Genomic DNA, 12,113 nt, shown 5'->3' with positions numbered 1-12,113 from the left:
GTGGCTCAGAGCACGCCGGCGGCGGGCATGAGGGTGAGATCTTCCACCACCTGAGTGGCGGGTTGTTGGGCCAGGAACAGCAGTGCGTCGGCAGCGCGCCCGGGATCAAGCATGGCACGCCGATCAAAGGAACTGGCGACCGTTTCGCTATCCCAGAGTGGTGTATTCACCGCACCGAGGGTGAGGGTGCTCACCCGGATCCCGTGGCTGCGCTCCTCGGCGGCCAGACAGCGGCTGAAGGAGCTGAGCGCCGCCTTGCTGACGCAGTAGGCACCCCAGTCGGGGAAGGCGTTGTGGGCGGCGTGGCTGCTGACGTTGATGATGTGGCCTCCCCCCCGGGCCCGCAGGCGGTGGATCACCGCCTGGCACACCTGGAACGCCGCTGTGAGATTGAGCTGCATCAGGGTGAGCCACTGGCTGAGGGGCATCTCCGCCAGGCTGCCCGTGTAGGCGGCTCCGGCATTGTTGATCACCACATCCGGGGTGCCGGCCCGCTCGCAGAGACGTTCCAGGGCGGGGGGGATGGCCTCGGGATCGCTCAGGTCGATTCCGGCGCCGTGCACGCTGCAGCCGGCATCACTGAGCTCCTGGGTGAGTCCATCGAGGGCGGCGGACGGGCGTGCCACCAGCATCAGCGCGTAGCCGGCCGACGCGAAGCGGCGTGCGGTGGCGGCACCGATGCCACGGGAGGCTCCAGTGATCAGTGCGGAGGGCAACGGTGCAGGGGCGGAATGGAGGCCCCAGGCGAGGAAATGCCGGGAGCGAGCAAAACCTTAAGGGGTGTGCACCGGGTCTGTGGGGGCCTCCTCCAGAAACCGTCCGATGCGACGGTACTTCTGGTAGCGGTGCTCGAGGAGCTGCTCGCGGCTCTGGGCCTCCAGATCCTGCAGAGCCTGCAGCAGCGCCGCCTTGAGCGTCTCGGCGGCCTCCAGGGGAGCCCAGTGGTTGCCGCCCGACGGCTCGGGCAGCACCTGATCGACGATCCCGAGCTGCAGCAGATCGGCACCGGTGATCCGCAGGGCGTCTGCCGCCTCCGAGGCCTTGGCGGCATCCCGCCAGAGGATGGAGGCGCAGGCCTCGGGGCTGGCGACCGTGTAGACGCTGTGCTCGAACATCAGCAGACGGTCGGCCACGCCGATGCCCAGGGCTCCACCGGAGCCGCCCTCGCCGATCACCGTGGCCACCACCGGCACGCGCAGGCGGAACATCTCGCGCAGGTTGACGGCGATCGCCTCTCCCTGTCCCTGTTCCTCGGCCAGCACACCGGCATAGGCACCGGGGGTGTCGATGAAGCTGAAGATCGGCAGGCCGAAGCGGTCGGCATGCTCCATCAGGCGCATCGCCTTGCGGTATCCCCCCGGCGATGCCATGCCGAAGTTGCGGGCCACGTTTTCCTTGGTGTCGCGGCCCTTCTGCTGCCCCAGCAGCATCACCCCCCGGTCGCCGATGCGGCCGATGCCGCCCACCAGCGCCTGGTCGTCGTAGCCGCGGCGGTCGCCGTGCAGCTCGATGAACTCATCGCAGATCACCTGGATGTAATCCAGGGTGCTGGGTCGCTGGGGGTGGCGCGCCACCTGGATCTTCTGGGCCGGCGTGAGGGCTTCGAAGATCTCCTTGCGCCGCCGCGTGGCCAGGGTCTCCAGCTGCAGCAGCTGCTGGCTCACGTCCACCTCGGAATCCCGCGCCAGCTGACGGATCTGTTCGATCTGCTCCTCCAGTTCGACCAGGGGTTTCTCGAAATCCAGCAGGGCGCGACGGGCCATGGCGTGGAGGGGTGCGGGGGGATGGCGGGCTGGAGGGGAGGCTGGGGGCCGGACGCAGGCCGGAGGTCCTGTCAGAGCCGATCAGGCGGGCGGGGCGACTCAGGCACTGGCCAGCACAGCATTCGAGGATGCCGTGGCCGCTGCGGCCGGCTCCAGCTCCAGGGCCTTGAAGCCGTGGCGGAGCGAGGCCTCACCGATCCGGTCCATGGCCTCGAGGGTGATGTTGTTGCGTCCCCAGCTGAAATTGGTGTGCAGTTCCTCGAAGTCGAGCAGGATCGCCTCGGCGAAGCAGGCGAACATCTGGCGTTGGGGCACGGCCATTTCGGCCACTTCCATCATCTGCCAGCCGATGTCCTGCCAGAACTCCACGATCCCCCCCTTGAGCACGTGCACCCCGGGACCGGCAGCCTTGCTGTCCAGGTTCTTGGGGTAGCCACCGTCGATCATCAGGCATGGATTGCGGAGCTGAGCCGCATCGATCTCCAGACTCTGGGGAAGGCTCGCCACCCACACCACCACGTCGGCTTCGGGCAGGGCCTCCTGCAGGCTGAGGATCCTGCCCTCGCCGAGGCTCTCCTGGAGCTCGACGAGCGGCTGGGGCCGCCGGGCCACCAGCAGCAGTTCAGCCACGCCACGGCGCTGCAGCCAGCGGCAGACGGCGCTGCCGATGTCCCCCGTGGCTCCCACCACGGCCACCCGCGCGCTGGCCAGGTCGATGCCGAGGCGCGGTGCGTTGGTTTCCACCTGCTGGCAGATCACCCAGGCGGTATGGGTGTTGCCCGTGGTGAAGCGGCTCCAGTCAAGCTCCACGGCACTCACCCGCTGCTCCCGCAGCAGGTTCATGTCCTCGAAGATGATCGAGGTGAAGCCGCCCAGGGCCGTGATGTCGATGCCGGAGCGCTGGGCGAGCTCCATCGCCTTGATCACCTTGCGCTTGGCCGTCTTGAAGCGGCGCAGCATTTCCGGCACAAACACCGAATCGATGTAGGCCCCCTTGATCGTGCGGCCCGTGCGGCTGGTCACCTCCACATGCTCCACAAGCTGGGGCGGAGCGGCGCACCACATGTCAAGGTCACCGTCAGCGAAAGCGTCGTAGCCGAGGGATCTGGCCTTGGTGCGGGCTTCCTCGAAACTGGTGGAGTGACCGATCAGCCCGAACATGCGGCAGGTTGAAGGATGTGGCGGACGCTACATCCTCCCACGTCAGGCGAAGACCCTCAGGCGGCGAGCGCGGCGGCGGCCATGCGGGCGATCTCGCGGCTGCTGAGACCGATCTCCATCAACGACTCCTGATAGGAACTGAGGAAGTCGGCCATCAGATCCTCCTGCTCCATGTGCAGCACGGCGGCATCGGCAGCCACCTGATCCAGCATGCGCCGTACCAGGGGGAGGTTCTGGCGGTTGGCCTCCATCAGTTCCTCGCGCACGTTCTCGAGGTTGGCCTTCAGCCACTCCTGGCCGTAGTTCAGGTGGGTGTATTCATCCTTGACGACCCCTTCGGTGATCTTGCGGGCGAAGGGATCGGCGACAGGGATATAGATGTGATAGGCGGAGATCGCGAAGGCCTCGATCAGGATGGCCTGGATCAGCAGGCAGGTGGTCACCTTGCCGGCCGCCAGCGCAGTCTGGAAGTTGGTGTGCAGGGGGGCGAAGAACTCCTTCGCAAAGGGCATGTCGGCCGTGACGCCCAGATTGTTGGCACAGGCGGTGAAGCCTTTCTTGTGCTTGAGCTCCATCCGTGCCAGCCGGGCGAGCTCCTCGGCCTGTTCGGGGATGAGGGTGCCGATGGCGATGTAGTTGTCGTGGGCTTCCTGCTCGCCTTCGATCACGATCGCGTTGATCCGGCTGTAGGCGTCCTTGTAGCTCTCGCTGCTGAAGTCCGGCAGGCCCGCGACCGCGTCAGCGGCTGCCGGGTCGGCGACGGGCGTGGCTGGGTTGGTGGAGGAGAGCATCACCATGGTGAACGCAACGTCTGGGTCGAATGGAGTGACTGTAACCAGCGTCATCCGTCTTCAGCCGCCGGTGCGCCCGCCTGAACACGTCCAGGCGGCCAGTCGCTCCCCAGCAGGCTCTCGAACCGCCGCCGCCAGCCCTGCACCAGCGCAGCGCAGAACGTGGCGCCGAGCTCCGGGTCGGCGCCGCGGGCATCGCCCACCACCCCGCTGGCGCTGAGGTCGCCCATCAGCCAGGCGCTGGGCGCCGCTCCCTCCAGGCTCCATCCCGGCGGCGGCGGTGGCGTGAGTGCACCGTCCCGGGGCCGTTCCACGCCCACCAATGCCGGCTCCAGATGGAGCATCAGGCTTGTCTCGGCCAGGCCGGCGTGCAGGCCGCCCTCGCGTTCCGCTTCCGGCAGCCGCTCGGCGATGCCCTCGATGCCGCTCCAGAGGAAGCAGGGCAGCACGCCGAGGCCGGGATGGCGCACGCGCAGCTCACGCGCCGCGGTCTGCAGCAGGGCGATCTGCCCGCCATGGGCGTTGAACAGCACCAGCCGCTCGAAGCCACAGGCCGCCAGTTGCGCTCCCACGCTGCACACCGTCTGGATCAGCAGCTCCGGCGGCAGGCTGAGGGTGCCGGCAAATCCCTGGTGCTCGGGGGAGAAGCCGATCGCCTGCAGGGGCAGGCGCCACACCGGCAGCGCCGCGTCCAGATCCGCCAGCGCCGCGTCGAGGATCCGTTCGGCGAACAGGGCGTCCGTGGCCAGGGGCAGATGGGGGCCGTGCTGCTCGATCGAGCCCCACGGCCACACCACGGTGCTGCCGCGGCGTCGGGCTGCCTGCCGCACCTGAGGCCAGGCGAGCTGGTCGAGTCGGCGCTGGGGCGGCATGGCGACAGGATCCGATCCCTACAGTGTGAGGCTCCCAGCCCGAGGTGCCGATGGCCGGATCCGGCAAGCAACCGCCCCCGTCCTCCGCCCGCCCCGTGCCCCAAGGCTCCCCCCGTCCCCAGGCGACGGCTCCGGTGCGCCGGCCGCCCCAGGTGCTGATGATCCGCAAGGACGACCCCCAGCCCGACGCCGGCGCCGGCAATCCCCCGCAGGCCCTGCAGGCCCCTGTCCAGCCCCCGGCCGCCCCGGTTCAGGCCCCGCTGTCCCCCGTCCCCGACGAGGACACGCGCTTCGCCGAGGAGGGCCTCACCATGGCCGACCTGCTGGGGCCGGAGTCCGACCGCGGCTCCTCCCCCCGCCGCGGCGGCGCGGCGCCGGGCGCAAAGGCGGCCGGCGAGCCCCGCAGCGTCGACGAGTTCGACTTCGACGAGCAGGCCTTTCTGGCCGCCCTGGATGAACAGGACTTCGTCGGCGGCACCGGTGAGGTGGTGCGCGGCACCGTGATCGGTCTGGAGAGTGATGGGGTGTACGTGGACATCGGCGGCAAGGCGCCGGGGTTCATGCCCAAGAAGGAGTGCGGCCTCGGGGTGATCACCAACCTCAAGGAGCGTTTCCCCCGGGGAGCCGAGGTGGAGGTGCTGGTCACCGGTGAGCAGAACGCCGACGGCATGGTGACCGTGAGTGCCCGGGCCCTGGCCCTGCGCCAGAGCTGGGAGAAGGTGCGGCAGCTGGAGAAGGAGGGCAAGGTGGTGCAGGTGAAGGTCAACGGCTTCAACCGCGGTGGCGTGACCTGCGATCTGGAGGGGCTGCGCGGCTTCGTGCCCCGCTCCCAGCTGGTGGAGGGCGAGCAGCATGAAGCGCTGGTGGGCCGCACCATCGGCGTGACCTTCCTGGAGGTGAACCCCGACACCCGCAAGCTGGTGCTGTCGGAGCGCAAGGCGGTCACCGCCGCCCGCTTCTCCGAACTGGAGGTAGGTCAGCTGGTGGAGGGGCTGGTGGCGGCCGTGAAGCCCTACGGCCTGTTCATCGATCTGGGCGGCATCAGCGGTCTGCTGCACCAGAGCTGCATCACCGCCGGCCAGCTGCGCGACCTGCGCGAGGTGTTCCGGGAGGGTGACCGCGTCCGGGCCCTGGTCACCGACCTGGACCCTGGCCGGGGCCGCATCGCCCTCAACACCGCCCTGCTGGAGGGCCAGCCCGGTGAGCTGCTCGTGGATCGCGAGACGGTGATGGCGGAGGCCGGCGACCGGGCCAACCGCGCCCGCTCCGTGCTGCGCCAGCAGGAGCAGCAGGCCGGATGATCGCCACCTCCGCGATCGACCAGGCCCTCAGCCCCGACTGGGAGCTCGATTTCTATTCCCGTCCGATCCTCGATCCCGACGGCAAGAAGCGCTGGGAGCTGCTGATCTGCTCCACCCCCGCGGTGGGCATTGACGGGCGTTGCAGCGGTCCGGAATTCCGCTGGCAGCGGGCCTGTCCGGCGGCCAGCGTCAATTCGATCTGGCTGCGGGAGGCCCTCGAGCAGGCGCTGGCGGATGCCGCCGACGCCGGCCTGGGGGCGCCCAGGCGGCTGCGCTGCTGGCGGGTCTCGATGCGCACCATGGTGCAGCGCGCGGCCGATGGTCTGGGCCTGGAGCTGGTGCCCAGCCGCCGCACCTATGCCCTGGTGAGCTGGCTGCAGCAGCGGGAACGGGAGGTGTATCCCTCAGAACCCGGCTATCTGGCCGGGCCCCTGGCCCCGCCCCCGGCTCCGATCCGCCCCGTGCCCGTGCCCCTGCCCGAGGTGGCCCGCGGCGAGAGCTGGAGCTGGGCCAGCCTGCCGCTGGAGGTGCTGGCCGGTGCCAGCGAGTGGGACGCCGCCTTCGCCTCCCTCATCCCCCTGCCGGAGAGCGCCGATCCCCAGGCCCAGGTTCCGGGCATCCGGCTGTTCGGGGGCGGCCGTGCCCTGGCGATCGCCGGCTGGCTGGCGGGGCTGGAGCCTGTGCGCCTGGAGATCGATGCCGCCAGGCTGGTGCTGGAGGCCGGCCTGGAGGACCGCTGGCTGCTGGGTTCCCTGGACCCCGAGGAGGCCGCCGCCGCCGCCGCCGCCTTCCGCCGTGCCCGGGAGCAGGCGGGTGGGCTGCAGTTCCTGGCGGTGCAGGGTCACGAGAGCGAGCAGCGCTTCGCGGGGTTCTGGCTGCTGCGCGACCTGCCCGACGCCTGATCCATCCCGCCCATGGCCGAGGCCGTCGATCCTCCCTTCGATCGCCCTGACGTGGGCTTCAACGACCTCTCCGGCTGGACCTGGGTGGGCTGCTACGGCGGCTACTACCTGCAGGCCGAGCTGCTGCGCGAGTTCGAGCACGGGTTCTTCACCCGCCAGTGGCAGGGCCGTGAGCCCGAGGTGCTGGCCGGCTATCTCAGTGCCGGCGTGACTGTCCACCGGCCCCGCCAGGTGCACAGTGCTGTGGTGCTGACGGCTTCCGCTGCCCGTGAGGCTCCCTGGCCCGAGTCCGATGGGCTCTGCAGCGATGCCGGCGGGCAGAGCCTCTGGGTGTGCGGCGCCGACTGCACACCGGTGCTGCTGGCCGACCCGGTGCGGGGCGCCGTGGCCGCATGCCATGCGGGCTGGCGCGGCGTGGCCGGCCGCATCCTCGCCGCCGCGGTGGAGATGCTGGCGGCGGCCGGCAGCCGGCCCGCTGACCTGCTGGTGGCCCTGGGCCCGGCCGTCAGCGGTGCCCGCTACCAGGTGGAGCGGGCGGTGAGCGAGCAGGTGGCCGCCGGCCTGGACGCCGGTTCCGTCGCGGCCGGCCTCACCCTCCTGCGTGAGGCCGGCGCCCTGCTGGAGGACCCCGAGCCCGGCCGCGAGCGACTGGACATCCGCGCCGTCGCCCGCCTGCAGCTGCACCGGCTTGGGGTCGCGGACGAGCGGATCAGCGTCTGCCCCCTGTGCACCGTGTCCGAGCCGGACCTGTTCCACTCCTGGCGCCGCGATCAGGTGAAGGCGGTGCAATGGAGCGGCATCGTCTCCCAGGCCTGAGCCACCGCGGCCCCGTGCCTGCGGCCTCCCACAGGGCCTGGGGCTTGCTCACCAGAGCTCGAGCTGGATGGCATCGGCAGCGCTGCCCGTCCCTCTCCGGCGCCGCGGCCCCCCCTGCCCCCGCTGCCCCTGAGCGCCTGCTGGGGGCAGCGCCAGGCTGCGGCTGGCACTGAACCAGCTGGCCAGATCGCCCAGGGCCCCAGGGTCGAGCTGCTCCAGCGGCAAGGCTGCCGGTGACAGCTCGGGTGCTGGCGGGCTGGCCCAGTCCACCTCCGAGCCGCTGATCCGCTCCGCCCCGAAGGGGCTGAGATCGGCGGGCATCCGGCTGAAGCCATGGGGCCGCCAGTGCTGGCGCTGCCGTTCCAGGCGTCCCAGGCGCCGGCGCCTGGCCTGCTCGTAGTCGAGCAAGGGCCGTGGATAGCTCGCCATCAGCGGCGGGCTGCCCAGCTGGTCGTTGGTGAGGTCCGCCAGCTCCGGCAGCCAGCGGCGGATGAACAGGCCCTGCGGATCGCAGCGCTCCACGGCCACCCGGCCCGGGTGGTAGATGCGGCTCCAGCCGCGGCCGCCGCCCGCCGCCGTCACTCCCGCCTGCATCGCCCACTGGTAGTGATCGATGCAGCAGTCGCCATCGATCAGGTGGCGCATGTAATGCAGGGCCCCGTAACGCCAGTCGATGCCACAGAGGTTGGTGAGGAAGCTGGCGTGGATGGCCCGGCTGCGGAAGTTGAGGTCCAGCCAGCCGCCGCTTGCCAGCAGGCAGCGGGCGGCCGCATCCACCAGCGGGAAACCTGTACGGCCGCTCTGCCAGGCGGCATAGAGCTCCTCCTGCTCCGCCGAGAGTGGGGAAGCCTCCTCGTAGCAGTCCCACAGCGGCCGGAGCTCCAGCTGGGGGAGGTAGCGGAAGCGCTGGGCCATGCCGGCGCCCCAGCGCAGGCGGCTCACCAGCTGGCGCCAGCTGCGCCGCTCGCCAGTGCTGCCCTGGCGCAGGGGGGCGATGGTGTGCAGCACCTGCCGGTGGCTGATCACGCCGAACTTGAGATACGGCCCGAGCCCTGTGGTGGCACGGGCCGAGGGCAGGCTCAGCTGCCAGAAGTACCGCTCGGCCGCGCCGCCGTCACGGAATCGCTCCAGCAGCTCCAGGGCGGCGCTGGTACCGGCCGCGGGGATCGGCTTGCCGTCGGCCTCCAGCCCCAGCTCCGCCAGGCCGGGCACGGCCGCGGCCGCCGCCTCGGGCGGGCCCTGCGGCGGTGGCGTGGAGATGCGGCTCGGCGCCGGCAGGGGCTCCAGGGCCATCTCACCGTGCCAGCTGCGCCGCCAGTCTGGGTAGGCCAGCAGGTGCGGGATGCAGCCCGGAGGCTCCAGCCAGCGCAGGGGGATGCCGGCCCGGGCCAGGGCACTGCTGACGCGGGCGTCCCGCACCCGGCCCACGAGCCGCTCCGTGTCCACGTGGGCCACCACGCCGTCGGCGCCGCACTGCCGCACGACCGCCAGCAGCACCGCGGCAGGCTCGCCCTGGCGCACCAGCAGCCGGGAGCCGCGGCGGCGCAGGTCGTGATCCAGCGCTCTCAGGCTGGCCAGCAGGAAGGCCACCCGCGCCGGCCCCGTCTCCGGGTGGTGGAGCAGGGCGGCATCGAGGATGAACAGGGGCAGCACCGGACCCCGCCGGCAGGCGTCCACCAGGGCCGGGTGGTCGTCGAGGCGCAGGTCGCGCCGGAACCACAGCACCTGCACGCGTCCGTGCCGTCGCTCAGGGCTCTCCAGTGTGGTCGGCCGGCACGGCCCGGTGCGCCATCTGCCCCGCCATCCGATCGGCCATCCGCACGGCCACCTGTTCCGCCACCTTGATGCCGTCGATGGCGGCCGAGAGGATTCCTCCCGCGTAGCCGGCCCCCTCACCGGCTGGGAACAGGCCCGGGGTGTTCAGCGACTCCAGGCTGTCGTCGTCGCGCGGCAGCCTCACCGGTGAGGAGGTTCGCGTCTCCACGCCGGTGAGCACCGCATCGGCCCGGCAGAAGCCCGGGATCCGGCGCTCGAACTGGGGCAGCGCCTCCCGGATCGCCGCCACCACGAAGGTGGGCAGGCAGGCGCTCAGATCCGTGAACACCACCCCGGGTTGATAGGAGGGGGACACGTGCTCAGGTCCTGCGCTGGCGGTGCTGGGGCGGCCGGCGAGGAAGTCCTCCAGGCGCTGGGCGGGGGCCTGGAGTGTGCGGCCGCCGGCCTCGAAGGCCCGGTGCTCCCAGTGCCGCTGGAAGGCGACGCCGGCCAGGGGATCGCCCGGCCCGCTCCCGTAGGGCTCCAGATCCGCCAGCTCCACGTTCACCACCAGGCCGCTGTTGGCGTTGCGCTCGTTGCGGGAGTGCTGGCTCATGCCGTTGGTCACCACCCCCTGCGCCTCCGAGGCCGCCCCCACCACCAGCCCGCCGGGGCACATGCAGAAGCTGTAGACGCTGCGGCCGGCCAGATCCGCGCCCTGGCAGTGGTGCACCAGCTTGTATTCGGCGGCCCCCAGGCGCGCATGGCCGGCCTGATCGCCCCAGCGGGCGCGATCGATCAGGGGCTGGGGATGCTCGATGCGCAGGCCCACCGCGAACGGTTTCGGCTGCAGGGCCACACCGGCCTGCTGCAGCCAGGCGAAGGTGTCGCGGGCGCTGTGGCCCACCGCCAGCACCACTGCCTCGGTGGCGATGCGCTGGCCGCCGGCGAGCAGCACGGCCCGCACCCGGCGGCTGGCCGGATCGAGTTCGAGCCCGCTGACCCGGCACTGGAAGCGCACTTCGCCGCCGAGGCTCTCGATCCGGCTGCGCAGCCCGCGCACCACCGTGGCCAGCTTGAAGGTGCCGATGTGGGGGCGGTGCAGGGTGAGGATCTCGGCGTTGGCACCCGCCTCCACCAGCTCCTCCAGCACCCGGCGCACGTAGGCCTTCGGCTCGCTCACCTGGCTGTAGAGCTTGCCGTCGGAGAAGGTGCCGGCTCCGCCCTCGCCGAACTGGGCGTTGGAGTCCGGATCGAAGGGACGCTCGCCCTTCCAGAAGCCGAAGGTGTCGGCGGTGCGCTGCTTCACCGGCCGCCCCCGCTCCAGCAGCAGCGGCCGCAGGCCCATGCGCGCCAGCATCAGGGCGGCGAAGTAGCCGCACGGACCGGCGCCCACCACCACCGGCCGGGGTTCGGGGGCCTCCCCTGCCGCCAGCTGCAGGGGCAGCCGATGGCGCTCATCCGGTGTCGCCCTGAGGTGGGGGTCGCCGCGGAAGCGCTGCCGCAGCCTGGCCTCGACGGCGGCGTCGAGCTCCAGGTCGAGGCAGTACACCAGGCGGATCGCCCCGGCCTTGCGGGCATCGACGCTGCGTTTCACCAGTCGGTGGCCCCGCAGCTGCTCCGGCCGCAGGCGCAGTCGCCGGCAGATGGCCGCCGGCAGGTCGGCCTCGTCGTGGTCGAGGGGCAGCTTCAGCTCGCTCAGCCGCAGCACGGCCGCACCTCCGGCGCAGGCTTCATTTCAGCAGCCGGTGCTGCCCAGCGGTCCCCGTTGCCGCAGCGGCTCTGCCAGGGTGTGGGTTCCTGCCTGCCGGGCTCGATGTCCATCACCCACTGCCCGCTGTGCGTCGCGCTGGCGGTGCTGAGCGCCGTGCGCGGGCTGAGCCATGCGGTTCTGCTGTGGCAGCTGCTGGCGGCCGGTCGCGGCAGCGCCCAGGGCCTGGGCGGGTTCCCGCGGCTCCGGCTCTCCCTGAGGCTCTCCTGATGATCAGCGCCACCTATTTCGGCGCCAACGGCTGGCTGCTCGACTTCGCCGGCCTGCGCGTGCTGGTGGACCCCTGGCTCTGCGGCGAGCTGGTGTTCCCCCCCGGGCGGTGGCTGTTCAGCGGCAGCCTGCCCCACCCCTGGCCCGTGCCCGAGGCCCTCGACCTGTTGCTGCTCACCCAGGGTCTGCCCGACCACTGCCATCCCCCCAGCCTGACCCTGCTGGATCCGGAGCTGCCGGTGGTGGGCTCGGCCAGCGCTGCCCGGCGGGTCCGCCAGCTCGGCTTCCGGAACGTCACGGCCCTGGCACCGGGTGAGACCCACCGGCTGGGGGCGCTGCGGATCCGGGCGACCGCCGGGGCGCCCGTGCCCCAGGTGGAGAACGGCTACCGCCTCGATCACCCGGCCGGCAGCCTCTACCTCGAGCCCCATGGTTTCCTCGATCCGGACCTGCCGCCGGATCCGCTCGACGCCGTGATCACACCGGTGGTGGATCTGGCCCTGCCGGTGGCGGGAGCCTTCGTGCGGGGGCGCCAGGTGCTGCCGCAGCTGCTGGAGCGCTTCCAGCCGGCGGCGGTGCTGGCCAGCACCGCCGGTGGCGACGTGCGCTTCGCCGGTCTGCTCACCCACGCCCTGCGCCAGGTGGGCTCCAGCGAGCAGGCCGCCTCCCTGGCCACGGCCGGCGCCGCCCCCGGCCAGGCCCCGCCGCGCTTCATCGATCCGGTCCCCGGCGAGACCTACCGGCTCGCCCCCTCCGCCTGAGTCGCCACCA

12 protein-coding genes are annotated in these 12,113 nt (G+C 71.7%); 5 read left to right on the top strand and 7 right to left on the bottom strand.

The genetic code is table 11. The features are described from left to right. Window positions 1-5 precede the first annotated feature (5 nt). The 5 genes from KBY90_RS09785 to KBY90_RS09765 all read right to left on the bottom strand — a co-directional run bounded on the left by KBY90_RS09785 (window position 6) and on the right by KBY90_RS09765 (window position 4,587). Window positions 6-716 (bottom strand): SDR family oxidoreductase, encoded by a 711-nt coding sequence (locus KBY90_RS09785; protein WP_254968407.1) that lies wholly within the window; start codon window positions 714-716, stop codon window positions 6-8. Between the two features lie 57 nt (window positions 717-773). Further along, a complete protein-coding gene (locus KBY90_RS09780; protein ID WP_254968406.1) occupies window positions 774-1,763 on the bottom strand; it encodes an acetyl-CoA carboxylase carboxyltransferase subunit alpha in 990 nt (329 codons plus the stop codon). 99 nt (window positions 1,764-1,862) lie between these two features. Next, a complete protein-coding gene (locus KBY90_RS09775) occupies window positions 1,863-2,924 on the bottom strand; it encodes a long-chain acyl-[acyl-carrier-protein] reductase (RefSeq protein ID WP_254968405.1) in 1,062 nt (353 codons plus the stop codon). A 56-nt stretch (window positions 2,925-2,980) separates the two neighbouring features. Continuing rightward, the gene (locus tag KBY90_RS09770) at window positions 2,981-3,721 is read right to left on the bottom strand and encodes an aldehyde oxygenase (deformylating) (RefSeq protein ID WP_396122566.1); all 741 of its coding nucleotides are present in this window, start codon (window positions 3,719-3,721) and stop codon (window positions 2,981-2,983) included. 44 nt (window positions 3,722-3,765) lie between these two features. Beyond that, entirely contained in the window at window positions 3,766-4,587 is an 822-nt protein-coding gene (locus KBY90_RS09765; protein ID WP_254968403.1) for a creatininase family protein, read from the bottom strand. Between the two features lie 50 nt (window positions 4,588-4,637). Between KBY90_RS09765 and KBY90_RS09760 the strand changes: the two genes are divergently transcribed. The 3 genes from KBY90_RS09760 to pgeF are packed head-to-tail and all read left to right on the top strand — an operon-like array spanning window position 4,638 to window position 7,606. Further along, on the top strand, window positions 4,638-5,888 hold the full coding sequence (locus tag KBY90_RS09760) for a S1 RNA-binding domain-containing protein (RefSeq protein ID WP_254968402.1): 1,251 nt from the start codon (window positions 4,638-4,640) through the stop codon (window positions 5,886-5,888). Continuing rightward, the gene (locus KBY90_RS09755; RefSeq protein ID WP_254968401.1) at window positions 5,885-6,790 is read left to right on the top strand and encodes a Tab2 family RNA-binding protein; all 906 of its coding nucleotides are present in this window, start codon (window positions 5,885-5,887) and stop codon (window positions 6,788-6,790) included. Before KBY90_RS09760 ends, KBY90_RS09755 begins: the two co-directional genes overlap by 4 nt. Before the next feature lie 12 nt (window positions 6,791-6,802). After that, window positions 6,803-7,606: a peptidoglycan editing factor PgeF gene (gene pgeF / locus KBY90_RS09750; protein ID WP_254968400.1), complete on the top strand. Its 804-nt coding sequence runs from the start codon at window positions 6,803-6,805 to the stop codon at window positions 7,604-7,606. A 48-nt stretch (window positions 7,607-7,654) separates the two neighbouring features. On the opposite strand, the gene KBY90_RS09745 is transcribed toward pgeF, so the two are convergent. Further along, window positions 7,655-9,337, bottom strand: coding sequence for an FAD-binding domain-containing protein (locus tag KBY90_RS09745; RefSeq protein WP_254968399.1), 1,683 nt, complete (start codon window positions 9,335-9,337; stop codon window positions 7,655-7,657). 16 nt (window positions 9,338-9,353) lie between these two features. Then, window positions 9,354-11,072 carry an NAD(P)/FAD-dependent oxidoreductase gene (locus KBY90_RS09740; RefSeq protein WP_254968398.1) on the bottom strand — a complete coding sequence of 573 codons (1,719 nt, stop codon included), beginning with the start codon at window positions 11,070-11,072 and terminating at the stop codon, window positions 9,354-9,356. Between the two features lie 105 nt (window positions 11,073-11,177). Between KBY90_RS09740 and KBY90_RS09735 the strand changes: the two genes are divergently transcribed. Together KBY90_RS09735 and KBY90_RS09730 are read left to right on the top strand one after the other, a co-directional pair. Then, window positions 11,178-11,342, top strand: a complete 165-nt coding sequence (locus KBY90_RS09735; RefSeq protein ID WP_254968397.1) for a hypothetical protein — start codon at window positions 11,178-11,180, stop codon at window positions 11,340-11,342. After that, window positions 11,339-12,103 (top strand): MBL fold metallo-hydrolase, encoded by a 765-nt coding sequence (locus tag KBY90_RS09730; RefSeq protein WP_254968454.1) that lies wholly within the window; start codon window positions 11,339-11,341, stop codon window positions 12,101-12,103. Before KBY90_RS09735 ends, KBY90_RS09730 begins: the two co-directional genes overlap by 4 nt. The last annotated feature ends 10 nt before the right edge of the window (window positions 12,104-12,113 follow it).

The sequence above is a fragment of the Cyanobium sp. CH-040 genome (genome assembly GCF_024346135.1).
Taxonomy (GTDB): Bacteria; Cyanobacteriota; Cyanobacteriia; order PCC-6307; family Cyanobiaceae; genus NIES-981.
The sequence above is the reverse complement of the archived record's forward strand: the minus strand, read 5'-3'. Positions and strand labels throughout refer to the sequence as shown.